Here is a 25,363-nt window from a genome sequence, read left to right on the forward strand (position 1 = left end):
CTCAATTCCGAGGCTAGCCCTAAAGCTATTTCGGAGAGAACCAGCTATCTCCAAGTTCGTTTGGAATTTCTCCGCTACCCACACCTCATCCCCGCACTTTTCAACGTACGTGGGTTCGGTCCTCCAGTGCGTTTTACCGCACCTTCAACCTGGACATGGGTAGATCACATGGTTTCGGGTCTACGACAACATACTCATTCGCCCTATTCAGACTCGCTTTCGCTACGGCTCCGTCTCTTCAACTTAACCTCGCATGCTATCGTAACTCGCCGGTTCATTCTACAAAAGGCACGCTATCACCCATTAACGGGCTCTAACTTGTTGTAGGCACACGGTTTCAGGATCTATTTCACTCCCCTTCCGGGGTGCTTTTCACCTTTCCCTCACGGTACTGGTTCACTATCGGTCACTAGGGAGTATTTAGCCTTGGGAGATGGTCCTCCCGGATTCCGACGGAATTCCTCGTGTTCCGCCGTACTCAGGATCCTCCTAGGTGTTATCCAAATTTCGCCTACGGGGTTTTTACCCTCTTTGACATACTTTTCCAAGTATTTCGACTATCTGAATAGACTACCATATCGGAGTCCTACAACCCCAACAAGCAAGCTTGTTGGTTTGGGCTTTTCCCGTTTCGCTCGCCGCTACTCAGGGAATCGAATTTTCTTTCTCTTCCTGCAGGTACTTAGATGTTTCAGTTCTCTGCGTCTACCTCGACTGCGCTATGTATTCACGCAGACGTAACATCCTATAAAAGATGCTGGGTTCCCCCATTCGGAAATCTCTGGATCATAGCTTACTTACAGCTCCCCAAAGCATATCGGTGTTAGTCCCGTCCTTCATCGGCTCCTAGTGCCAAGGCATCCACCGTGCGCCCTTATTCACTTAACCTTTGACCTTTCGGTCGGTTTTGAGTACTTCTTCTAGCGATAGAAGGTTGCTCAAGAAAATAAGCGTTGAACTTATTAAAAAACTCTTTTAACATTTCAACTCGGTGTGTGTTACTTGTTTTGATTATTTCTTCGATATCCAGTTTTCAATGAACAAATTTTGTTTGAGAGTAAACCTCTCAAAACTGAACAAAGGCAAACGATGTGTAGTCTTCCGAAATATTCCTTAGAAAGGAGGTGATCCAGCCGCACCTTCCGATACGGCTACCTTGTTACGACTTCACCCCAATCATCTATCCCACCTTAGGCGGCTGGCTCCAAAAAGGTTACCTCACCGACTTCGGGTGTTACAAACTCTCGTGGTGTGACGGGCGGTGTGTACAAGGCCCGGGAACGTATTCACCGCGGCGTGCTGATCCGCGATTACTAGCGATTCCGGCTTCATGTAGGCGAGTTGCAGCCTACAATCCGAACTGAGAGAAGCTTTAAGAGATTAGCTTAGCCTCGCGACTTCGCAACTCGTTGTACTTCCCATTGTAGCACGTGTGTAGCCCAGGTCATAAGGGGCATGATGATTTGACGTCATCCCCACCTTCCTCCGGTTTGTCACCGGCAGTCTCGCTAGAGTGCCCAACTAAATGATGGCAACTAACAATAAGGGTTGCGCTCGTTGCGGGACTTAACCCAACATCTCACGACACGAGCTGACGACAACCATGCACCACCTGTCACTTTGCCCCCGAAGGGGAAGCTCTATCTCTAGAGTGGTCAAAGGATGTCAAGACCTGGTAAGGTTCTTCGCGTTGCTTCGAATTAAACCACATGCTCCACCGCTTGTGCGGGCCCCCGTCAATTCCTTTGAGTTTCAACCTTGCGGTCGTACTCCCCAGGCGGAGTGCTTAATGCGTTTGCTGCAGCACTGAAGGGCGGAAACCCTCCAACACTTAGCACTCATCGTTTACGGCGTGGACTACCAGGGTATCTAATCCTGTTCGCTCCCCACGCTTTCGAGCCTCAGCGTCAGTTACAGACCAGAGAGCCGCCTTCGCCACTGGTGTTCCTCCATATATCTACGCATTTCACCGCTACACATGGAATTCCACTCTCCTCTTCTGCACTCAAGTCTCCCAGTTTCCAATGACCCTCCCCGGTTGAGCCGGGGGCTTTCACATCAGACTTAAGAAACCGCCTGCGCTCGCTTTACGCCCAATAAATCCGGACAACGCTTGCCACCTACGTATTACCGCGGCTGCTGGCACGTAGTTAGCCGTGGCTTTCTGGTTAGATACCGTCAAGGGATGAACATTTTACTCTCATCCTTGTTCTTCTCTAACAACAGAGTTTTACGATCCGAAAACCTTCTTCACTCACGCGGCGTTGCTCGGTCAGACTTTCGTCCATTGCCGAAGATTCCCTACTGCTGCCTCCCGTAGGAGTCTGGGCCGTGTCTCAGTCCCAGTGTGGCCGATCACCCTCTCAGGTCGGCTATGCATCGTTGCCTTGGTGAGCCGTTACCTCACCAACTAGCTAATGCACCGCGGGTCCATCCATCAGTGACGCAAAAGCGCCTTTCAACTTTCTTCCATGCGGAAAATAGTGTTATACGGTATTAGCACCTGTTTCCAAGTGTTATCCCCTTCTGATGGGCAGGTTACCCACGTGTTACTCACCCGTTCGCCACTCTTTTTCTTTCGGTGGAGCAAGCTCCGGTGAAAGAAAAAGCGTTCGACTTGCATGTATTAGGCACGCCGCCAGCGTTCGTCCTGAGCCAGGATCAAACTCTCATAATGATTTGTTTGAATGACCATACGGTCATTAAGCTCATAAAAATTAACTTTGCTAGCTATTGCTTGCATGTATTTGTTTCAATAAATTGAAACGTCCTACACATTGGTTCGTTTGCTTGCTTTGTTCAGTTTTCAAAGGTCTACCGTGCTGCGTTAGCAACTTTTATATCATATCAGAGCGACGTTTGATTGTCAACTCTTTTTTAAAAGTTTTTTTCGCTCGTTGTTTTTCAACTTCGTAGCGGCTGTCTCAGCGACTTAATTATAATAACAAATGATTTGTTATTTGTCAACAACTTTTTTCAATTAATTTTGTTGATGTATCAACATTGATTAACTGTTTTATTATTGCGACTTTGTTATAATATCATCTGTTTTATTTTTGGTCAAGTCTTTTTTGAAGATTTTTCAACTGTTGTTTTGACCCGCTGACTCAATTGCCAACGTTGAATACTTTATCATTCTATGAATGAAAGAGCAAGCTTTTTTTCTGAAATTTTTCCAATTAACAAAAACAAAGAAAAAAACTACCCAAAAGGTAGTTTAATCAATATCGATCGTACGGAAACGGATTTGATTTTGATCGTCTCGTTTTAAGGTTGTTTCTTCTTTCAAATAAGAGAACTTCTTCTCATCGATCGCTGGATTTTCAAGCATTTCTTCATAACCTGCAAAAATATCATGGATGTATTTTTTATAAGCTTTTTTCTTTTTGATTCTTTTCTTCATTTGGCACCGTCCTTTACGTGCTTATCTTAGCAAGCCGAAAGGATTCTGACAACCATTATCCACATTTTCATACCAAAAATTCACTTTGACACACCTTTTCCATTCTTTCAGCCAAGTGACAAGAATGGAAAAAGAATGTTTAGTTTGTGATCAAACGTTTTTGAAAAGCCAATCGCTCTCCATTCGGAAAAGGAAATGTTACCTCTCCTTTATATTGATAGCCAGCTGCTTGTATATTCTTTTGCATCCCAATATTGGCTTTATACGTATCGATACGCAAATCAACGATTCCTTGCTCTAATGCAACCACTTCAAGAGCTTGCAGCAATTTGGCACTTAACTTTTGCCCTTTAAAATGAGAACTGACAACGACGCGATGAATGGATAGATACGGACCGTTTCCATCCCACCCTGCGCCGGTAATTGCGTTGTAGACAGGATCATCACCAGAAACCAGTGCCGCAGACGCTGCAATTTTCCCATCTTTCACTAACACATAGCTTTCACCTTTTGCAATATCTTCTTTGATTTGAGTTTCTTTTGGGCCATAGCCATTTTGCCATTGTGGTGATCCTTGAGCTTTTAAAAAAGCAATTCCTTCCTCAATCAGCGCCATTAACTCCGTTAAATCGCCCTCAGTTGTTTTACGAAATTCCTCCATTTAACCCCACCTTTCTTCTATGACTTTCTTCTATAAAAAGAAACAGAGGATGATAGACAGTCGTCAATAGTCGTTTTAATCAATCGTTTTTAGTTTGCCTTGAAATTCACTGATTGATTGATATCCTTTTTCTTTCATGATCGTTTCTAACTCTTTCGTCAATCGTTCAAAGATCGCCGGCCCTTCTTTTTGCAACTCTGTGCCGATCTGCAACATAGAGGCACCACACAACAAATGCTCATACGCATCTTGACCATTACGAATCCCACCTGTACCAATAATTTTGATTTCTGGCTTGAGACGTGTATAGAAAGCCCGCACATTGGCTAATGCCGTTGGTTTCACATATTCGCCTCCGAGACCACCAAAACCACCTTTTGGTTTGATGACTACCGAGTCAGTAGCAGGATCGATGAATAAAGCATTCCCAATACTATTGATTGAATTGATGTAGGTTAACGGATACTTGTTTAATATCTTAGCCATCTCATCAAAGTGAGCCAAATCAAAGTATGGCGGCAATTTGACACCTAAAGGTTTTGTGAAAAAACCAAAAACTGTTTCAAGAATTTGATCGGTCAAAGGAAAATCATAGGCAACTTGTGGTTTTCCTGGCACGTTTGGACAAGAAAGATTCAACTCAGTGATTCCTTCAAAATCACTTTCTTGGATCTTCTTCAATAACTCAATGTTTTCAGCCACACTCATACCAGCGACAGAGAAAAAGAAAGGCGCTTGCTGAGTCATTTCCTGCTGTTTTTTGATGGCATAATCTAAGTAGTAGTCCACCCCTAGATTTGGTAATCCCATCGAATTGATGCTTCCTAAGGGTAAATCGGTATAACGTGGTTCTGGATTTCCGGCACGTGCTTCTAGCGTTGCACTCTTTGTGACAAATGATCCAGCTGCTGATACCGCTAATTCATCTAATTCCTCGATCGTCATACAATGGACCCCTGAGGCGTTCATAAACGGATTTTCATATGTATATTTCCCAAAATTCGTAGCTAACATTGATTCATTCCTCCAATCTTTTCAACTAGTTTACCGTTTCATTTCTGAAAATGCAACGGTGTCTTTGATTGGGACAGGTTTTAGAAGGAGCAACCTATTTAATCACTGTAGCAAATAAAAAAACCATATCCATAGCAGCTTGTTAAAGCTTGCTGAATAAATATGGTTTTTGAAAACAATCTGTTTGTGCTGTAATCAAATGTTTAGTTTTTAGAGCATGATCATGATTTTATTTAAGCTTTCACTTCTATTTACCGCTAAATCAAATGCTCTTTGAAGATATTCTAACGGAAAGCGATGGGAAATCATATGACTGGCACTCAAGCGTCCGCTTTCTAAAAAGGTGATTGAATCAAACCATTCTTTGCCTGGGAAAGGCGTAGAATAGCTATTCCAAAAACCCTTAATGGTTAATTCACTGCGAAAGATTTTTTCAAATGCCCGTTGCTTAATCAACACATCAGAATAAGTGATCCCTTGAAATCCAATTTTCCCGCCTTTTTTTGTCACTAAGAGACATTGTTCTTCGGTTATTTTAGTACCTGCACATTCCATTGCAATATCTACGACTAAACCATCCGTTATCCGAGAAATCTCGTTTTCAAGGTCTTGAACACTAGGATCGATCGTATCGGTGACACCTAAATCTAAGGCTTGTTCCAGTTTCTCTGATTGAATATCAATGCCAATGATCGTTTTCACACCCGTAATTTTTAACCATTGGATCGTCAGCAACCCAATCGTTCCTAACCCAAAACGGCAACGACTTTGTCACTTGAAAGAGAAAATGTTTGTGAAAAACCAAGAACGATTTTTCCTTTTTGCAATTATTTCTGAAGTCACGTAAAAAACAAAAATCCTCGTAACAATGAGTCACGAGGTTTTGGTGAAGAAATCTATTCTATTTATGAGTATTTAAAAACTATCCGTAGCTCATCACTTCCGCCAATAAAACGAATGGGTGAACTAAATTAAGCCATTCCTCGCAGGAAATTTCCTTCGGTTTTGGTTTTATTTATGCGACCTCATAAGTAGAAATTCTCAAGTGTTACTCGATGATACTTGCGTTTTCCATCGAAAGCGTACAATTCAAATCATTTCAAATGATAAGACACTTGAATAGGAGTTTTTTAATTGACTGTTCAACTTTTTTTGAAATTGAAAACGAATAAACACATACTATATACATACAAATTTTTTACCTATCAAGTGAATTAAACCTTTTTCTTTGATACCTCAACACCCCAGTATCTCCGATGACGTATAATTTGTATTTTCCATACCCTACTTTAAATTGTAATCTTTCGCCACTTGCGATTTCAAATAAAAGATAATAGGTAATGGATTGATTCGTAAAGCCGTTTGCAGCAATATTCGTGCTACTAGTCATTCGTTTGTCTACTAGCTTGGCAAGTACTGCCACTTCTGGCGTAGATTGATCCTTTAAGAATTCGACAATATGATATAAGATAACTGCGACGAAAATAAAAGCAAATAAAGTAAATAGAAAATCCACAAAACACACTCCTTTTTGTTTTTATGATCAAGGGAATCAACCAAATCATTTTTACAACTTAACTATAATTATACATTAATTAAATTAATTAATCTCGAATCTCTAATAAAAATATGTAACTCGCTAAATGATTGACCGAAACTGTAGTTTGGCTATCGTTTTCCTATATGTATGGTTGCATAGAACACATTTGTATATCTGTTAACCAAGAGTCAGTTGATAGGATGAAATCACATGACCTTTGAAAAAGCATTCCTAGAATCATCCTTCTTCATTCTACATTGACTTCTTAAGGAAAATTCATCGTATCCCAAAGTCTCTGACTAAATTCAGTAACTTTTATTTAGACATGTTTTCTGGGATGCACCTTAAGGTTATCAATGTGGATGAATAAGAATTTAATCTGTGCTCTCTTTTTGTCAAAATGATCGAAGGTTTATAGAAAGTATTACTATTTCGGCAAAGTTAAATACTAACTCACTTTGAGTTGTCATATGAATGGAAAATACTTTGAGCTTTCAGGTTTAAAAATATATGATTTTCTTTAATGCTTTTAGTAAAAAAGCATAACTTTTTCACCAAGTAACTGTTTATTTAAGAAAGTATTCTATAAAAAAACTCTTCTACCAACTTTTTCAAAGTTAATAAAAGAGTTCTGTGTTTATATCCTCATTTTGCCAACTGTCCGACACCTAAGAAAACAGCTTGTTCCATCTAGTTAACAAATATGAAACAACTTTCTATGATTGAAAATCCTTAACGAATCCCCAAAGCAATCCGTGCATAACGACTCATTTTATCGGTCGTCCAAGCGGGATACCAGACTAATTTTACCTCTGGATTTTTGACTTCTGGAATATCGCTTAGTGCTTCGTGTATCGATTCAGTCAATACGTCGGCTAAGGGACAGCCCATTGTTGTTAAGGTCATTTTGATTACGGTATTGCCTGTTTCTGCATCAAATTCGACTTCATAAACTAAGCCTAGATTCACTATATCAATCCCCAACTCAGGGTCAATCACGGTTTCCAAGGCAGCCAAGACACGCTCTTTGATTGCTTCTGCTTCTACTTCAGTATATGCCACGGTTGAAGACCTCCTTTAATTCTTGTTTCAAATAATACCTTCTTTTGCAAGATTTGTAAATGGACGATCCTTGATTATGGCCGGCTTTTCTTGTGTATTTTCAGTTCTGGGAAGACCCCTGTCGTTTTAAAGGTCCGTTGTTCATCATCTGTCGCAAAACGGCCTGTAATCGATTGGGTCGGCACAAAATTAATAAACGCATTGCCGTCAGCTTCTAAAACGGCTTGTTCTAAATCGTAGATCTCGTAGCGCGTCACGACCATCATGATCATATTGCCAGGTACGCCTGAATACCCTCCGACTGAGGGGAACAAAGTCATGCCGCGAAACACATGCTTAGAAATATTTTTCCCAACAGCTTCCGCATTGGTCGTAATAATCATTGCCGTTACCTTTTGATGACTTGTGTGCAGCATGTCCACAACGTAGCTCATCGCGAAAATCGAAATGATCGTGTACAAGGCACTTTCCCAAGAAAAGACGAAACCTGAGACCATGACAATGATGCCGTTTAAAATAAACATATATTTACCGACTGTTTTTCCAGTCGTTTTTGATAATATCAACGAAAGGATATCCATTCCGCCGGTGGTAAAACCCATTTTCAGTGAAAACGCAACGCCGACGCCCAACAGTACGCCACCTAGCAAAGCGTTAACCAAAATATTGTCAGTGATCGCTCCTTGCGGAAGGATCATCGTTAAGACGGAAACGACAACGACATTGATAAAGCTCAATAGTGTCGATGATTTCCCGAGTTTGATGAACCCGAGAACAAAGATAGGCAAGTTTAAGAGGAAAATAAACAGCCCTGTACTAAGGTGAACGCCAAAATGTTCCAAGGCAAGTGCCACGATCAATTGGGCGACCCCGTTCATCCCAGCAGAAAGAACGTTTGCGGGAATCAAAAAGAAATTTAAAGCAATGGCTGCAGTAATACCTGACAGCAAAATAACCCCTATTTTTTTCAATCGTTCTGATTGTTCGTGCTTCGTTAATAACTTACTCACAATGATCTAGCTCCTTCACTAAAAATCTCCTTCCAAAGAATAGCAGTTTGTGTGAAAAAATGAAACAATTATTTGCAAAAATTTACTTTTCATTCCCGCATCGTTCGCCTCCATGTTAAAATCATAGGTAAGAGATGAGAGGAGTGATTGATTTTGGCAAAAGAAGCAAGTTTTGATGTCGTATCTGAGATCAACACAGAAGAAGTGAAAAACGCCATTCAACAGGCGGAAAAAGAATTGAAAAACCGATTTGATTTTAAAGGCTCCACGGTAGAAATCAAGATGACTGAGGGCAAACTGACGATCGTTGGAGATGACGAATTTAAGTTGGAGCAAATCAAAGATGTGCTCTTTGCGAAGCTGATCAAACGGAATGTACCAACGAAAAATATTCAATTTGGCGAAACGGAGCATGCCTTGGGGGCAAAAGCTCGTCAAACGGCAGAATTGATCAATGGCATCGATAAAGAAAACGCAAAAAAAATAACGACAGCGATCAAAAACGCCAAGCTAAAAGTTAAAACCCAAATTCAAGACAATCAAATTCGGGTAACAGGCAAAAGTCGTGACGATCTGCAAGAGGTGATCCAATTGTTGCGTAAACTGCCCCTGACGATCGATTTACAATTTACAAATTATCGCTAATCAAAAAAACTAGAACAGAGTCTAACGTGATGGTTAGGCAAAATCAGCTTTATCTACTGATTTTGCGCAACCGCTCTTGAAAGCTCTGCTTCTAGTTTTTTTCTTGCCAAAAATGAGTCAATGCCTTTGATAACTCTTGCGGCCGACGAATCTGCAAGGCATGCTGCCAATGTAGTGGGAAAAGTTCTTGGTAACGCGGTGTCCGAAAGCGCTGATCCAGCAATAACACCACGCCACGATCGCTGACATCCCGAATCACTCGACCGGCTGCTTGCAGGACTTTATTCATCCCTGGCAGCTGATAGGCATACGCAAAGCCAGCTGCCTTTTTCTCATCGTAATATTCCCGAATCAATTCTTGCTCGTGATTGATTTGCGGCAGTCCGACTCCTACCACTGCTGCACCGATCAAGCGATCGCCTTTTAGGTCGATCCCTTCAGAAAAAATTCCTCCAAGGACACAAAATGCCACCAAAGTTTTTGGTTGACTCTTTGGTTCGTCTTGACTTTTATCCAGCAAGGATGATTGTTGCGAGTCAAAAGATTGAAACTGCGCAAGAAACGCCTCGCGCTCTGCTTCGTTCATAGCAGTCCCCTGAATCAAGACCTCCACCTCTGGCGCCTGTTGAGAAAATGCTGCCGCCACCTCATCCAAATAACGATAAGATGGGAAAAAGACCATATAGTTTCCCGCTTTCGCTGCCGTCATTTTCTGGATCGCATCAACGATCGCAGGAATGCTGGCTTCACGTTGGCGATATGTCGTTTGGATATAGTCCGCAATAAAAATCCCCTGATTTTTCGGATCAAAAGGACTTGGCAAGCGATAGCGCAAAGCTTCATCGCCGCCACCTAATACTTCTTGATAATACGACAAAGGGGTAAAGCTCGCAGAAAACAACAGGCTGGCCTTGCCCTTATCTAACACGGATTCCAAAAACGGCGCTGGTTCGATGCAAAATTGCCGTAGTTTGATATCATAGCGGTCGATCTCCACCGTCGTTTCGTAGTGATCATCATAAAATTCACTGATCTTCAAATAATGGTTAGCTTCAAAATACACTTGCAGCACTTCTTCTTGCAATTCATGCTCAGGATTTGCCGGCAACCATTCCTTCATCAATTCAGCTAATTTGTATAGCTGATTGACCATTGTTTCATGGGGAGCTGCTTGATGGTGGTATGACCATCCTTCCTCTTTTGCTAATTGGGCTAAAGCCGCAAATTCTTTATCAACTCTGTTTAGTGCGCGTTTTAATTTCTGTTGATCCTTCGGCAGCTTCTTCTTTAATTCCTTAAATGGCTGTCGGGAGATCGTTGCAGAATACATTTCTTTCGAACGATTAACTAAGTTATGGGCTTCATCCACTAAAAAGAAATACTCTTCGTCAGGCTCTTCAAAAAATCTCCGTAAATAAACGGTTGGATCAAACAAATAATTATAATCACCAATAATGACATCGCAAAAGACACTGACATCCAGTGAAAGCTCAAAGGGACAAACCGTATGCTTCATTCCATAAGTCTCGATCACTTCTCGGGTTATTTGGTTTTCGTGATGCAACAGATCCCACAATGCTTCGTTGATTCGATTGTAATAACCTTGTGCATAAGGACAATGCTCTGGCGTACAATTTCGTTCATCCAGAAAGCAAATTTTATCTTTGGCAGTGATCGTGACACTCTTGGTTTCACTACCGTTGTCTGCTAACTTGCTCAACGCATCTTCAGCCACTTGTCTGGTGATCGTCTTCGCCGTCAGATAAAAGACCCGATCTGCCCCTTCTTCCCCGAGAACTTTTAATGCGGGAAACAGCGTTGACATGGTTTTTCCAGTTCCCGTTGGCGCTTCCGCAAAAAGTCGCTTGCCATTTTTTAGTGTTTTATACGCCGCTGCTGCTAACTCTCGCTGCCCTTTGCGAAAGGTTTCAAAGGGAAAAGACAGCAGCTGCAAAGACGTATTGCGGACACGGCGCCAATTCTCTTGAAAAACTAACCATTTATGATATTCCTGAAGTAATTCTTCATAAAAAACAGCTAATTCTGAGAACTGAAATGTTCTTCTCGTACGGGTGGTCAGCTTTTCAGTGGTTTGATAATAAGTCAATTGTACGGCGATCCGATCGATGGGTCTCCTCGGATCATTTTCTCCATCAGCAGTAGCTTCTGCTTCTGGTTTCTCTTGTTTTTCACTGTCATTAAGCGCTGCTTGTTCATTTTCTTGTAGTAAAAACAAATAAGCATAAACCATTCCCTGGGCAAAAAACAAATCGATTTGATCTTCAGGGATATCTTCGAAAGCTGGTTCTGAAGTTTTGATCTCATCGATCACCCAAGAATTAACAGCTGCATCAAAAAAGAGACCATCGGCACGTCCTTCGACAGTGATCGAATCTTTCTCAATTTGGCTTTCTCGTTTGAAAAAGACTTCTTTTTGATACGCATCCCCAGCCTCTTTTTGTAGTTGGCGATGGATACGGGCGCCTTCTTGTGCGGTATGATTACTGACTTTGCGGCTATCAATATCGCCTCTGCGCAAAATAAATTCTACGATTTTTCTAACCGCAACTTTTCCTTTATACACGTGTTCACCTTCTCGTTTGCCATTATAGCGGATAGATCACTTTTGGAAAAGCGAACAGAAACAGCTTTTCATCCTCTGCGGAGAGTATCCTATCCAAACAGGTTTGATCTCTAAAAAAACCACTTGCGGCAAAATGCTTACTCATCAGGTAATCAACGCCATTTCCACTTCCAGAAAATGGGTTTGACGAAAGGTTAACAAAAAAACCTACTCTACTCACCTAAGCAAGTAAAGCAGGAATATTTTTTAAGAAAATTTATTGATCGACCTGAATGTCATAGCTGACGCCATTTTGATCATAGGCCTTCTGATTGTCGGGATCTAAGGTGAACTCAAAGGTTCGCCCATCTGCCATGATCGTCAAACGTTTTCCTTCGACGATGTATGAGGCATCTTGATAGGTGATCTCATAAATTTGATAAGGATCGTTGGACAACTGTACCTCTGAATGGGAAAAATGACGCTGAAAATCACTTTCGATTTGTCCTTCATACAAGGCAACATCGCTAGCGCTGGCTGAACTATCTTCTAAGTCTGCCATCGGCAAATACTGCTTAACGATCGTCAACTCATTCTCATGGAAATCATAAACCCCTTGACTTTGCGGAAAGATGACACTCTCATCTTGGATCAACATCAAATCAAGGTCGCCATTTTCAACTGCTTTGGAGGCGGAAGTAACGGTTTCAGAAACTTCTTTCGAATCATCGATGGATAGCTCTTCCTCACCACAGCTCGCTAAAAGAAGCACAGCAAAGCATACAGTGAAAAAGAATTGGAGCGATTTTTTCATAAAAAACACCTTCTTACAAAAAGTTGATGTATACCAATCAAAACGAACACAAGGTCCTGAACACTTACTTTCCCCGAACTTAGTCACGACGAATGTTTCTGCTGCAGGAAAAAATTAGACCAGTTTCAAACGAAACACGCGCTTTCTTATTTTAATTAGTATAACAGCAGTTTTTTGCTAATGCGGTTTCTTAGAAAAATTTTCGAATTCCCACAATAATTCTGAGCTTTTCTCTCATCAAACTATTGGTTAGCCTTATCACCTTGCCTGCCATAGGGTGGTCACAGCATCTTCACGAAATAAAGCCTATCCGTGCCAAGTACAGGTGTGTCAGAAAGCACAGCAAATTGTTCGAAGCCGACTGCTTGATAGAACTGTGGCGCTTGGTAGTCTTGGGTGGTAACTGTCACGGAACGACACCCCGCTTTTTTACCGTGATCGAAAAGTGCTTCCATCAATTGTTTCCCCCCCCCTTGATTCTGATGGTTTGGATCAACTGCAAACAATTGAATATGAATCGTATTACCTGTCCGTTTCCCAATCAACCCACCAAGTTGATCGTGATTGTCAAAAAATGCAAATGAAAGCTGCTCTTGATCGGAAAAGGCACTCACTGCCTCTGTTTTTTTCGTTGAATAATTGAGCCATTGACAGATCGCCTGACGATTGTCTTCTGTGTTCATCGTTTCTATCATTAATTTTTCACTCCTAAAAACCTTTCTTTGTTTCCTCTTATACTTTAAGCTATACTTATAGTCAGACACAAGTATTTGTGATCCTAGGAGGTTTTAGCATGAAAATCATTGGTTTAGTGACAGGACCCGTTCAAGAAAATTGTTACCTTATTTGGAAAGAAGATTATTTGTTGATTATTGATCCTGGAGCAGAAGCAGCGAGATTGATCGCTGAGATCGAAAAAACAGGCGCAAAACCAGCAGCGATTTTATTGACCCACACTCATTATGACCATATCGGCGCAGTTGACCATTTGCGGGATTATTATCAGATCCCCGTTTACGTTAGTCCACTTGAGCAAGAATGGCTAAGTGATCCTATGAAAAACCTTTCTGGTCGTCATCCTGAATTAGGAACCATCACCGCACGTCCAGCAGAATTCGAGCTTGAATTGAAAGAGTACGAGATAGCTGGCATGTCCTTTAAGGTTGTTGCAACCCCAGGTCATTCCATCGGCAGCGTCAGTTTTATTTTTGACAAGTTTGTCGTTTCTGGAGACGCCTTATTTAAAGGCAGCATCGGTCGGACCGATCTACCAACTGGCAACCTTGAGCAATTGCTGACCAGCATCCAAACGCAACTTTTTGTTTTACCGAATCAGATGGCCGTTTATCCTGGCCACGGGGAACCAACAACGATCGAGATTGAGAAACGGACCAATCCGTTTTTTAACGCATAAACGAATTACGAACCAAAGGAGGAATTACTACTTATGGCAAAAACGGAATTGTATGTCGTGCGTCACGGGAAAACCATGTTCAACACATTGCAGCGTGTGCAAGGCTGGTGCGACACCCCATTGACTCGTACTGGTGAACAAGGCATCCATTATTTAGGACTCGGGTTACGAGATGTGGATTTTGTGGAAGCAGTATCCAGTGACAGCGGCCGCGCGATCGAAACGATGCGTCTGATACTGGGTGAACATGTCAGAGGACCAGAGATCCCTTATCATATCGACAAACGGATTCGTGAATGGTGCTTTGGCTCACTTGAAGGTGCCTATGATGCAGAAATGTGGGGCGTTCTGCCACGGATTCTTGACTTTCCTGATTACGATGATATGATTGCCAATCATGTCTCGTTTGAGGCGATCGCCAATGCGATCTATCACGCAGATACAGCCAATTGGGCAGAAACCTTTGATGTGTTGACCGAACGTGTCAAAACAGGGTTTGAAGATATCGCCTACCGCGTTGAGAAAAAAGGCGGCGGCAATGCGCTAGTTGTGTCTCACGGCTTAACGATCGCTTTTCTTTTGCATCTGATCAATGATGAGAACAATGTTCGCATGGATATTGAAAATGGCTCGGTCACTCGACTGATCTACGAAGATGGCAGCTTTACGATTGCTGAAGTGGGCAATACCGATTACATCAAAAAAGGCTTAGCACTCTCTCAAGAACTTTTATCCTAAGAGAAACCTTTGGCAGTTGATCAATTTCTTTAAGAAAGGAGCAGTTTTTGTTTTAAAAACTGCCCCCTTTTTTTAGGAAAAAGATTGGTATTCGAATCAGGAAACGGTATACTAAGAGTTGTATTTTGTCATAGAAAGGACTGAACCAATGTTTTTTACAAATTTCATAAAAGCGATTTTATTTGGGATCATTGAAGGGATCACGGAATGGCTGCCAATCAGCAGCACGGGTCACTTGATTCTAGCCGACGAATTTATCGGATTGAATGTAACTCCCGAGTTTATGACGATGTTCAATGTTGTCATACAACTGGGTGCGATTTTAGCAGTCGTCTACTTATATTTCCATAAACTAAACCCTTTTTCACCGCAGAAAAATGAGTTAGAGAAAAAAGATACATGGACGTTATGGTTTAAAGTCGTCGTGGCGGTCTTGCCATCGGTTATTATCGGTTTACCGTTAGATGATTGGTTAGATGCGCACTTCTACAACTTTTTCTCCGTTTCGATCGTCTTGATCGTTTATGGGATCGGCTTTATCGTGGTAGAAAAACGCAACAAAAATAAAGCACCAAAATGTACCGATTTGAACAAGTTCACCTACAAAGCGGCATTGATCGTAGGAATGTTCCAAGTATTGGCATTGATCCCAGGAACTTCTCGTTCTGGTGCTACTATCTTAGGTGCTATCATGATCGGCGCTTCTCGTTATGTTGCTGCTGAATTTTCATTTTTCTTAGGTATTCCCACCATGTTTGGTGCCAGTGCCTTGAAAATCTTCAAGTTTTTGAAAGATGGCAATGCCTTTGATTTCCAAGGAACCGTCATCTTATTGACAGGAACCATCGTGTCATTCATCGTTTCGATCATCGCGATCCGTTTCTTGATGAACTACATCAAACGGAATGATTTTACCGTATTTGGATGGTATCGCATCGTTTTAGGAATCATTTTGATCGGCTATTGGCTGATCCAATTATAAGCAAAAAGAGCAACTCTTGGGCAGGTAACTGCCGCAATAGTTGCTCTTTTTTTTCGTTTGAATGCTCTCTAGTTCCTCACGTGTTTTTGATCACCATACCATCGATAATATCAACCGCACTTTCGGTGTCGTTGATAATCGATTCAAAGCGATCATAAATATCTTTCCATTTAATGATTTCCAGCACTTCTTTTTCATCCGTAAACAACGCTTTTTTCATTTTTGAATACAAAAGATCTGCTTCTGATTCAATCGTATTTACATCGTTGATCATTTGACGCAATGTTTTTGAATTTTTGAACTTCGGAAACTCTTTTAATGCTGTTTCGACCCCCTGTGTCGCTTGAACGATCATTTCAGCAAATAAGTTCGTCTCAGGGCGGATCTTCGTAATGACCAAATTCGCAAATAAATAAGTCAGTCCCATAATGCCATCCAAAATATCATCTAAGCGCTCAGAGATGACCAGGATGTCTTCGCGATCGATCGGTGTGATAAATGAGTCGTACAACTCATTCGTTAACTCAGCGATCACCTGATCGCCTTCCTTTTCTAATCCATGAATCTCAGCTGCCGCTTCACTTAACGCTGTTTCAGAGTAATCATTGATCAACAGCGAAAAACGTTTCGCAGCTAGATGGCCATTTGTTGCCAACTGTTCCATTGCCGCAAAATAATCAAATCCTTTTTTTCGTGACATTACTTTCTCTCCTCACAAAATTAGCAATAAAATTTTCACCATTAGAAACGCAATCAACCCGCAACCAGGGAACGTTAAAATCCAAGCATAGATCATTTCTTTAACGATGCGCCAATCAACGCTAGAAAAACGTCGAGAAGCCCCTACCCCCATGATGGCAGTCGTTTTTGTATGGGTCGTTGAAACTGGGATACCAAATACGGAAGACAAGAACAAACAGATCGCAGCGGTAACATCTGCAGAAAAGCCCTGGTATTTTTCCAGTTTTACCATATCCATCCCTACTGATTTAATGATTTTCATCCCACCGACAGAAGTACCGATCCCCATGGTCAAGGAACAAAGAACCATCACCCAGAGTGGGATCGAAAAGCCATTGCCGGTCTTTTCAGCAAGATTGTTGTAGAAAAGCCCTAACATGAAGACACCCATAAATTTTTGGCCATCTTGTGCACCATGTAAGAACGCATTGGCACCAGCCGCAATGGCTTGACCAACTGTAAAAATTTTGTTGGCTTTTCGCCGTTGGGTATCGCGAAAGAGCCATACGATCAGTTTCGTGATCAGAAAGCCACCAATGAAGCCCATCAACGTAGAAACGACAAGACCGATCAATACTTTCAGCCACTCCTCGCCATTGACTGCATGTAACCCACCAAGGGCCATGGCTGCACCAGTCAGTCCTGCGATCAACGCGTGGGATTCACTGGTTGGGATCCCAAAATACCAAGCTGCGACCGTCCAAACAACAATTGAAAACAAGGCAGCGGCTAATGCGATCTGTGAGACCCGAAAACTCCCGCCTGAATCAAAAGTCACAATGTTGCTGATGGTTTCTGCAACTTGTGCATTAAAATACGTCATCACTAGCACACCTAAGAAATTCATGACGACTGCCATGCCAATGGCGATATTCGGGCGTAAGACTCTCGTGGAGACAGCGGTTGCAATAGCATTCGGCGCATCCGTCCAGCCGTTGACGAAAATCACCCCTAATGACAACACAATTGTTAGAAACAAAGCGATATTCACATAGATTCCCCCATTTAAAAATTCCGAAGTAATCATAGCATAGAAAGCTGTTTCTGTGTAAACTTTTTATAACTATTCAGTAAAAAATGTGTAAAGAAGCATTTTTAAAATCCATAAAGCAAAAAATAGCGCGGCTAAAAAACAAATTTTTGTGTTAAGTAAAATTTCTTTACAACTTTTATTGCAATCACTCTTGGCATTAGGTATAATGACTAGTGTTGATTTATACGTTTTCTAAACGTAATTGAACTTTTTTTTCGGAGGTGAAATACATGCCAAACATTGAATCTGCAATCAAACGTGTTCGCACAAGCGAAGCGGCTAATGCTAAGAATTCATCTCAAGTAAGCACAATGCGTACAGCAATCAAAAAATTTGATCAAGCTGTTGAAGCTGGTGCTGATAACGTAGATGCGTTATATAAAGATGCTGTTAAAGCAATCGATATGGCTGAGACTAAAGGATTGATCCACAAGAACAAAGCTAGTCGCGACAAATCTCGTTTAAGTAAAAAAATTGCAAAATAAGCAAATTAAGAAAGGCGCAGCAATCGATGATTGCTGCGCCTTTCTTTTTGTCTTACTGTTTGCCATGTTTTAAAACAAATAGCTGGAACAAATACTCTTTGTCCATCTGACCACTTTTTACTAAGTAATCATTTTCGATCAATTCACTATATAGTGCCGCTAATTGCTTTTCTCCAAACCCCCGAGCTTGCTGCATCGCTAACTTCACTCGGTACGGATGAATCCCCAACGTTTCTGCGATATTGGCTTGCTGGTAGCCAATTTTCATCAAAATCGCCGCCTGTAACAGCAGACGGACTTGGCTGATCAAGATAGCATTGATCTTGATCGTCTCTTCCCCTTGCAATAATAGATCGTCATACAAGCGCAACGCATCCGATACGTTCCCCTTTAAGACATCGCTGGTTAATTCAAAGACATTGTGTTCCAACGTCTTAGGGATCAACTGCAAGACGATCTCTTTCGTAATTTTATTGCCATTTCCTGCATACAGCCGTAGTTTCTGTAACTCCTGCATCGCTTTTGATAGGTGCAGATCCGTTAACCGTAAAAACAAATCAAACGCCTCTCGGCTCATTTCGATGCCATCATTGGCCAACGACTGTTGGAGATACTGACGCACGTCGGCTTCTTTCATAGGTGCGACATCAATCACAACTGCGGCTTTCTTCAACTGCTTAGTAATTTTTTTCCGGTCATCTAATTTATCGACATCTGCAAAAATCACCATTACCGATGATTCCAATGGGTCTTTGATATAATTCAAAAAATCATCTAGGTCATGCTCAGGTGCATTGCTCTTTTTTTCAGCCGTTAAGAAAAATGGCCGCTCAACGAACAGTAATCGCTGATCGCCAAAAAAAGGCAACGATTGGGCTTCTTGGATCACCATATCAAGGGGATCTTTCTCCATGTCAAAGGAAGCAAAATTCAGATCATCTTTCCCAACGGAAAAACGCTCCAAAAAGGCCGTGCGAACTTGCTCTTGTAAAAACATTTCACTGCCGATGACCAGATAAATCGATTGCAACTCCTTGGTTCGAATTGCTTGCAACGCTTTTTGTAATTCCATCGTTCCCCCCGCTTTCATTCTTATCCTACCATTAGTCAATCGGATAGTCTAGCAGCGTTTTTATCAAAAATGATTGTTGTTTTTCAGACCAAATAAATTGGATCATGCCCTGCTGATCGGTTCGCAAAACGGTCTGATTTACCAACGTTTCAAGCACCTCTTCATGAGGATGCCCGTACCGATTGTTCCGTCCACTTGAAACGATCCCGAATTGGGGATCGATTGCCGCAACAAACTCAGGTGCCGTCGAGGTTCGACTGCCATGATGCCCTAGCTTCAATACATCAACTTTTAAATTCGGATAATCATGAATCAACTTTTTTTCCCCTGCTTGTTCGAGATCGCCAGTAAACAAAAATGTTTTATCCCCTACCTTGGTTTTAATCACCATCGAATCTTCGTTTTGTCCTTCACCTGATTCTGGTGCCAATACTTGCAACTGAAGGGAATCCCCCACCACTTGGCCAACCGTCGTCCAAACAACGCTTGTCTGCTTAGGCAGTTCGTTTAAAAGCTTGGAGATGCGGTGATCTTGTTCACTTCCTGGTACAAGATATAACGTTTCAACAGGGATCGCCTTCATCAATGCTAGCGCATCTCCCATATGGTCCGTGTCGCCATGAGTTAGAAACAAACCAGTAATCTTCTTGACTCCCTCCCCTTTTAAAAAAGGAATCAATGTAGATTCCGCGGCAGCTTGTCGTTTGCGCTCTTGCCAGTTTTCTTTCGGAAAAGATAGAGAACCTCCAGTATCGATCACATAAACTTCGCGATTTTTTTCTGCCTGTAAAACGATACTATCGCCTTGACCAACGTCGACATAACTAATGGTGGGTAAAACGCGATTCTGTTGAAAGAGGATTGGTACAACAAGCGAAAAACAGATCACCAGCAGCCACCGTTTCTTTTGGTAACAGAGCAGGCCAAGCAAACAACAACTAGCTGCCAATCCTGCAGGAACGGCACCCACCGTTATCGATACGCCTCCTACAGCGCCCACGGCAACTTCCATAAGTAATAAAAGCTCTTCAAAAAGGGCAATCAGCCCACTGATGGTTGGGAAAAGCGTCCCAGCAATGAACATTAAGAAACAGGCTGGCAGCAAAACCAATTGAAAAAACGGTAAAAAGACAAACGTCAAAAAGCCCCCAAATAATGGAAATTCATAAAAGAGCGAGACAATGACAGGCGCAGCCAGCACCGTGAGAAACTGACTGCGCCAAAACCACGTCAATTTGATCGGTCGCTGCATCATTATCAGGAAGGTCATCAAAAGACTTAGTTGCCCCGATGTTTGAAGCAATACTTTGGGATCAACGAATAAAAGAGCCGTTAAGACGATCCCATAATGATCACTTGCCGATAGCCGTTGTTGATAAAGAGTGGTCACTTGAGTAACCGACAATGCCAAGACAGCACGCCAGACACTAATGCCGCCGCCACAAATCCCAATTACGACCAAGAAAAAGACCCCCATTGGCAACAGCATTTCTTTTTGCGTAAACCCCAATCGGCAGAAGCTTCCGCGAAACCACTTGAAAAATAAGACGACATGCATTCCTGAGATCGTAAAGAAATGCAATAAGCCACTAGCACGATACATTTGACGTACTTCTTGAAAGTCATGGTCTTTAAAACCAAAGAGCAACGCATTGATATAGGCTGCTGAGCGTTCAGGAAAGATTCGTTGCACAGAAGAAATAACCTCTGCTCGAACTTTTGCAAGCGAAAAGCCTGAGTCTGCTGCTTCCATTCCTACCATTTGCTCGATATGGACTGTGCCAATAATTGATCGACTGGCTAGATAGGCAGAATAGTCAAACCCGTGGCGGTTTCGTGGTTTTTCAGGAAGAGAAAAAAATCCTTTCACCAGCAGCTTTCTTCCCCAATCGGATCGATCCTGCCATTGCTGTTTTTCAGTCTCTGAAGAAATCGTGTAACGGCCAATCACTTTACCTGCGGAAGATTTTGCTTCAAACGTAAGCAGATCGCCATTGATTTTGATCGTGTCTGGCAACACATTGACTACCCCTTGATACTCACCTTCTTGTATGTTTCCATTCCGAGAAAGACAGACGCGGACACTTAACAGCAACAGTCCGACCAAACAAATCATGCACAAAAATGCTTGTCGTCTTAAGACAAGCATCCCGAAATAATAAAGTGCAATGAGTCCCAGTAAGATGGACTGCACATAGTAAGCAGTCACCGAACAAGCAAAAATAATACTAAGAAATAAAAATGAATCAGTTCTCTTTTGTTGGTTGTGCATCATTCAGCACACCAAATGAAAGTTTTTCAAAATACACCGGATCAAGTTCAACTTGGTGGACGGAAGCACCTACTTGTTGAATCAATTCCATTGCATACTGATTGTTACGATAGTCATTCAAATAATGGATCGTTTTGACCCCTGCTTGCAAAATTGCTTTCGTACAGGGAAGGCAAGGGAAATGCGTCACATAGATTTCCGCATTGTCTGTTGACACCCCTAATTTTGCACATTGCAATAAGGCATTCATTTCTGCATGAATCGTCCGAATACAATGGTCATCGACAACATAACAGCCATCGTCGATGCAGTGTACATCGCCACTGACTGACCCATTGTAGCCTCCAGCGATGATTCGGCGATCTTTGACTAATGTAGCGCCGACTTCAAGTCGGGAACACGTACTGCGTAAAGAAAGTAAAACAGCTTGCGCCATAAAATACTGGTCCCAAGGGATTCTCGTATTGCTCATTCATTTGCTCCTTTGCGATTGATTAGTTCTATTCTAATCGAATTTCTTGAATTTTCAACCGTCATTTCTTAGTATTTCTTACTTTTATTTGGTTCAGTCCGTCACTGTAATCATCTCTTTCAAGGACTCAAAGGTCTTCTCTCCGATGCCTGTGATCTTTTTTAGGTCATCAATCTGTTTAAAAAAGCCATATTCTTCGCGGTAAGCGATGATTGCTTCTGCTTTTTTGGCACCCACACCTGGCAGTTCTTGCAGTTGCTGCGCATTGGCTTGATTCAGATTGATTTGTGTCACTGCTGTCTGGCTGCCACCTACTCCTGAAGCATTCATCTCCGTAAACGCTTGATCCTCTTTATGTGGGACGATCACCATCTGTTGATCTTGCAGCACCTGTGCTAAGTTTATGGCTGTTTCTAACGCCTCTTCTGTCAGACCACCTGCTTGTTCGATCAATTCATACATCCGCGCACCTGATTTTAAACGATAAATGCCCGGTTGGTGCACTTCTCCTTTGACATCGATAACGATCTCATACTCTTCATCGTGAAGACCATCTTCTTGAAGGGTTCCATCTTCCCCCATTTCAGACGATTGACCTTCTGCATCTGCCATTGATTGCCAGCTTGTTTCTTTGTTTTGCGAGAACGGTACAAACCAGATGATCAGCAAAACCATCAAAACAGCACCACCAACTGCAAATCGCCAATAGTCTTTGAGCAGCTTCCATTGATCCATTTTCACCACCTCATAGATGAAATACGCAAAAAGTAATCAAGGACAGAAAAAAAGTCAACACTTTCCACGTGTCGACTTTTTCACCAGCTAAGAAGTAATCGTATAGTGACAGGTAACTTTCTTTTGGCTCCCCTCATCCTCTATTTTCTCGCTGACTTTTCTAAAACCTTTCATCTGACTGATTTCATAGCCACATGTTCGTGGCAACTCCACCGTTAAGCGAACGGTACAATCAGTCTTTTCCCAGCTTAAAGTTACTAATCCAAACGTACTTTGTAAGGAGCCTTTGACATGGGCTACAGGTACATCGAAGGCTGGTTGTATCAGTATCCCAGCGCTTGTCATCTGAATGCCTAATAAATGACGGACAAACCAATACCCATAAGAAGCAAACATGGCATGATTCAACGAACCCTCGTAAGTGGCTGAATGTTGCGGCGTTGGAAAATGTTCCATCAAAGTGCCGTTTCCACTTGCCAGCATTGCTGCATAACTAGGCGCAGATTTCCTCGTTAACCAATCAAAAATAATATCATTATAGCCAGCTTCAGCCAGCAACTGATAACTCCATGCCATCCCGAAGATGCCGAAAGAGAAAATCCCCTCTTGCTGCTTGATCCGTTGTACTAGTTTTGGCAGGGTTTGTTTTTTCTCACTGAGTCCTGTTTTCATTGCAAAGATCATGCTAGACAAGGTGCCCGCACCGTATTGCTCATTTCCTTTAGAAAACTGCTGTTTGATTTGCTGTATCGTGTACTGGATCGCTGCTGTCACTCGCTGACAAGAGTCCTCGTTACCAATGATCCTCAAGTCGATCAATTCTTGGTAACGCTGTAGTAAAAGCAGATACATGCAGGCAGAGCAAAAGGACTGATCTGGCGAAGTAATGACCCCGTTTTGCTGAGTTTCATCAATTGCTCCCCAATCACCGAGGCAGCACTGGGCGATATAATCAAAATCAAAAGCGAGTAAATAGTTGAGGTGCCGTTCCAACTGTGGACGCAGCTTGGCAACCGCTGCTTGTTTCCCATAGGTCTTGACCAATGCCAAAGCAAGCTCTGGAACTACCAATTGCCACCCTAACGCACCACCACCATTTGATGGACCATTTGTCATGATTCCTACAAATGGCGCAGTTGCAGTCATTGCACCATCCGATCGTTGGTCGTTGGCAAAATCCCACAACACTTTTTCCAACAACGGCGCAATCGCCAGATCTGCCATCTGTGTTGGCAATAAAGCGACGATGTCTCCGCCATATCCGAACCGCTCACGGGTGCAGTCCTCAAAATACGAGTGGATGTTGTTCAACCGCGTGGCTTGGCCAACCGCCAATAACTGATTTAAGAAGGGATCGGAGGTTTCAAGGGTTACCAACGATTTCACATCCGTATGCAGGCGATAGGCTTTGATTGCGCCCACAATCGCTTGAAGGTTGTTAGCAGGTTTCGTCTCGATCAATGCATAGCGAAAAGAATGATACGTGTAGCGGTTTTCAAAAACGAACGTCCTCGCTGCCGTTTTCTCAATGATGTCTCGTTGAACGATGGGATCATCTGACTGCTTCCCTTCATAGGGATCGTAGACGCCATAAGTTCCACTGATCGTAGACGTATAATCAGGGTTGCCTTGCTCATCTAATGTTTCTGCATAGCTGATTCTGATCTGACCAATGAAATCTTTCTCAAGTGTACAAGCAAATTGACCGCTGATGATTTGACCGAAGTCAATAAGCAGTCCCGCTGCAGTTTCGGTCATTTTTTTGGGAACGATCGATTGTGTGCGCTTGATTTTAGGAATAAAGCTTGGCTTAAAACGTCCCGCGGGACCAGCAATTTGTACCGTTTTTCCTTCTGGACGAGGATCAGGTACATCGGTAACGATTTCTCCTATATAAAGATTGTTTTGCAAATAAGGCCCAAAACTACTTTGCCACTGATTGTCTGAGTAAATGTAGCTATTCTCTCCTCCGTCATTTAACTGAAGCTCCCCCCAGAAACAGGGTTTACCGATCGCTAGTTGTTTGCGGATGTTATACCGACCTAAAATCTCAATCGGAGCAGGGTTGTACCAGCCATTCGCAAGTTCAACTTCGATCCGATTGTCTCCCTCCTGTAAAAAATCAGTTAACTCATAAGTATCATAGTAGACGACTCGATCATAGTTCGTTACATCACTGTTTAAATAAACATCTGATACCGTTTTTCCATTAACAGACAAGCGATAAAAACCAAGCCCGCAGCAATCGATCACTGCATAGGAAGGACACTTTTCCAGTGTGAAGGAGCGGGACAAGCAGCTATTTTTCTCTTCTGAAAAATAAAACCGTTCTTTTTTAATTGGATCATCTAAGCGAGTGATCCACTTGCCCATGGTTTCTTTAGGTTGCTCACGCTTTTCTATCGTGAAAAACACACTGCTGTAAACGGTGACATCGTTTCCTGATCCTGCTGTCAATTTGACTTGATATTTTTTTCGCTGCGGATGCTGTGGTAAGTGGACCGCCATTTTATTCTCAGAAGCGGCTATGTTGGAAACGTCATACACTGCTTGCTGCTGTTCATTGAAGAGTTGCAATCGATAGCCTTGGTGATTGGTCATCGACCACTCAATAAGGACCGGATCATTTAAATCCACTGTTAATGGCTTTGTCTTCCCGTTGATGGTTATCGTTTCTTTCATAGGCTGCTCCTTTCGTGGGTTATTG

The 25,363-nt window shown here is 42.3% G+C and carries 21 protein-coding genes, 2 rRNA genes and 1 pseudogene (1 of these 24 cut by a window edge); 5 read left to right on the forward strand and 19 right to left on the reverse strand.

Annotated features, from left to right (window positions below):
* The 9 genes and pseudogenes from IGK14_RS09100 to IGK14_RS09140 form a co-directional block, all read right to left on the reverse strand.
* A 23S ribosomal RNA gene (locus IGK14_RS09100) occupies positions 1-888 on the reverse strand; it reaches 2,027 nt to the left of the window's first position.
* 229 nt (positions 889-1,117) lie between these two features.
* Positions 1,118-2,677, reverse strand: a 16S ribosomal RNA gene (locus tag IGK14_RS09105).
* Together the 16S and 23S rRNA genes form the textbook arrangement of a ribosomal RNA operon.
* 540 nt (positions 2,678-3,217) lie before the next feature.
* Positions 3,218-3,403 (reverse strand): hypothetical protein, encoded by a 186-nt coding sequence (locus IGK14_RS09110; protein ID WP_005230211.1) that lies wholly within the window; start codon positions 3,401-3,403, stop codon positions 3,218-3,220.
* A gap of 139 nt (positions 3,404-3,542) precedes the next feature.
* Positions 3,543-4,064, reverse strand: a complete 522-nt coding sequence (locus IGK14_RS09115) for a GNAT family N-acetyltransferase (protein ID WP_010749658.1) — start codon at positions 4,062-4,064, stop codon at positions 3,543-3,545.
* 75 nt (positions 4,065-4,139) lie between these two features.
* On the reverse strand, positions 4,140-5,078 hold the full coding sequence (locus IGK14_RS09120; RefSeq protein ID WP_010749657.1) for a dihydroorotate oxidase: 939 nt from the start codon (positions 5,076-5,078) through the stop codon (positions 4,140-4,142).
* Positions 5,079-5,288: 210 nt separating this feature from the next.
* Positions 5,289-5,834, reverse strand: a pseudogene (locus tag IGK14_RS09125) (zinc-binding dehydrogenase); the annotation flags it as partial.
* Positions 5,835-6,276: 442 nt separating this feature from the next.
* Positions 6,277-6,594 (reverse strand): DUF2500 domain-containing protein, encoded by a 318-nt coding sequence (locus IGK14_RS09130; RefSeq protein ID WP_438712093.1) that lies wholly within the window; start codon positions 6,592-6,594, stop codon positions 6,277-6,279.
* A gap of 756 nt (positions 6,595-7,350) precedes the next feature.
* The gene (locus tag IGK14_RS09135) at positions 7,351-7,680 is read right to left on the reverse strand and encodes a metal-sulfur cluster assembly factor (protein ID WP_005231940.1); all 330 of its coding nucleotides are present in this window, start codon (positions 7,678-7,680) and stop codon (positions 7,351-7,353) included.
* 74 nt (positions 7,681-7,754) lie between these two features.
* The gene (locus tag IGK14_RS09140; protein WP_005230189.1) at positions 7,755-8,690 is read right to left on the reverse strand and encodes a YitT family protein; all 936 of its coding nucleotides are present in this window, start codon (positions 8,688-8,690) and stop codon (positions 7,755-7,757) included.
* 153 nt (positions 8,691-8,843) lie between these two features.
* Between IGK14_RS09140 and IGK14_RS09145 the strand changes: the two genes are divergently transcribed.
* Entirely contained in the window at positions 8,844-9,335 is a 492-nt protein-coding gene (locus tag IGK14_RS09145) for a YajQ family cyclic di-GMP-binding protein (RefSeq protein WP_005230187.1), read from the forward strand.
* A gap of 91 nt (positions 9,336-9,426) precedes the next feature.
* Here IGK14_RS09145 and IGK14_RS09150 read toward each other — a convergent pair whose 3' ends face one another.
* The 3 genes from IGK14_RS09150 to IGK14_RS09160 form a co-directional block, all read right to left on the reverse strand.
* The gene (locus tag IGK14_RS09150) at positions 9,427-11,919 is read right to left on the reverse strand and encodes an ATP-dependent DNA helicase (RefSeq protein WP_010749654.1); all 2,493 of its coding nucleotides are present in this window, start codon (positions 11,917-11,919) and stop codon (positions 9,427-9,429) included.
* Between the two features lie 256 nt (positions 11,920-12,175).
* Positions 12,176-12,712: a hypothetical protein gene (locus IGK14_RS09155; RefSeq protein WP_010749653.1), complete on the reverse strand. Its 537-nt coding sequence runs from the start codon at positions 12,710-12,712 to the stop codon at positions 12,176-12,178.
* 281 nt (positions 12,713-12,993) lie between these two features.
* Positions 12,994-13,407 (reverse strand): GNAT family N-acetyltransferase, encoded by a 414-nt coding sequence (locus IGK14_RS09160; protein ID WP_228074207.1) that lies wholly within the window; start codon positions 13,405-13,407, stop codon positions 12,994-12,996.
* A 98-nt stretch (positions 13,408-13,505) separates the two neighbouring features.
* Between IGK14_RS09160 and IGK14_RS09165 the strand changes: the two genes are divergently transcribed.
* The 3 genes from IGK14_RS09165 (at position 13,506) to IGK14_RS09175 (ending at position 15,846) form a co-directional block, all read left to right on the forward strand.
* Entirely contained in the window at positions 13,506-14,126 is a 621-nt protein-coding gene (locus IGK14_RS09165; RefSeq protein WP_010749650.1) for an MBL fold metallo-hydrolase, read from the forward strand.
* Positions 14,127-14,159: 33 nt separating this feature from the next.
* The gene (locus tag IGK14_RS09170) at positions 14,160-14,864 is read left to right on the forward strand and encodes a histidine phosphatase family protein (protein ID WP_005230175.1); all 705 of its coding nucleotides are present in this window, start codon (positions 14,160-14,162) and stop codon (positions 14,862-14,864) included.
* A 148-nt stretch (positions 14,865-15,012) separates the two neighbouring features.
* Positions 15,013-15,846: an undecaprenyl-diphosphate phosphatase gene (locus IGK14_RS09175; RefSeq protein ID WP_005230172.1), complete on the forward strand. Its 834-nt coding sequence runs from the start codon at positions 15,013-15,015 to the stop codon at positions 15,844-15,846.
* A gap of 76 nt (positions 15,847-15,922) precedes the next feature.
* Here IGK14_RS09175 and IGK14_RS09180 read toward each other — a convergent pair whose 3' ends face one another.
* Both IGK14_RS09180 and IGK14_RS09185 read right to left on the reverse strand, forming a co-directional pair.
* Positions 15,923-16,546 carry a DUF47 domain-containing protein gene (locus tag IGK14_RS09180; RefSeq protein WP_010749649.1) on the reverse strand — a complete coding sequence of 208 codons (624 nt, stop codon included), beginning with the start codon at positions 16,544-16,546 and terminating at the stop codon, positions 15,923-15,925.
* Positions 16,547-16,558: 12 nt separating this feature from the next.
* A complete protein-coding gene (locus IGK14_RS09185) occupies positions 16,559-17,614 on the reverse strand; it encodes an inorganic phosphate transporter (protein ID WP_005230169.1) in 1,056 nt (351 codons plus the stop codon).
* 236 nt (positions 17,615-17,850) lie between these two features.
* Between IGK14_RS09185 and rpsT the strand changes: the two genes are divergently transcribed.
* Positions 17,851-18,105, forward strand: coding sequence for a 30S ribosomal protein S20 (gene rpsT, locus IGK14_RS09190; protein ID WP_005230162.1), 255 nt, complete (start codon positions 17,851-17,853; stop codon positions 18,103-18,105).
* A gap of 52 nt (positions 18,106-18,157) precedes the next feature.
* Here rpsT and holA read toward each other — a convergent pair whose 3' ends face one another.
* From holA to IGK14_RS09215, 5 genes are all read right to left on the reverse strand, one after another.
* A complete protein-coding gene (holA, locus tag IGK14_RS09195; RefSeq protein WP_034696026.1) occupies positions 18,158-19,177 on the reverse strand; it encodes a DNA polymerase III subunit delta in 1,020 nt (339 codons plus the stop codon).
* Positions 19,178-19,208: 31 nt separating this feature from the next.
* Complete coding sequence (locus tag IGK14_RS09200) at positions 19,209-21,452, reverse strand: DNA internalization-related competence protein ComEC/Rec2 (protein ID WP_034695907.1); 2,244 nt, start codon at positions 21,450-21,452, stop codon at positions 19,209-19,211.
* On the reverse strand, positions 21,424-21,921 hold the full coding sequence (locus IGK14_RS09205) for a ComE operon protein 2 (RefSeq protein WP_005230159.1): 498 nt from the start codon (positions 21,919-21,921) through the stop codon (positions 21,424-21,426). Before IGK14_RS09205 ends, IGK14_RS09200 begins: the two co-directional genes overlap by 29 nt.
* 93 nt (positions 21,922-22,014) lie before the next feature.
* Positions 22,015-22,656: a helix-hairpin-helix domain-containing protein gene (locus IGK14_RS09210; RefSeq protein ID WP_010749646.1), complete on the reverse strand. Its 642-nt coding sequence runs from the start codon at positions 22,654-22,656 to the stop codon at positions 22,015-22,017.
* An 87-nt stretch (positions 22,657-22,743) separates the two neighbouring features.
* Positions 22,744-25,338, reverse strand: a complete 2,595-nt coding sequence (locus tag IGK14_RS09215) for a family 78 glycoside hydrolase catalytic domain (RefSeq protein ID WP_438712098.1) — start codon at positions 25,336-25,338, stop codon at positions 22,744-22,746.
* Positions 25,339-25,363: the final 25 nt, after the last annotated feature.

This window comes from Enterococcus sp. DIV0970a (assembly GCF_051711265.1).
GTDB classification, from domain to species: domain Bacteria; phylum Bacillota; class Bacilli; order Lactobacillales; family Enterococcaceae; genus Enterococcus_D; species Enterococcus_D casseliflavus.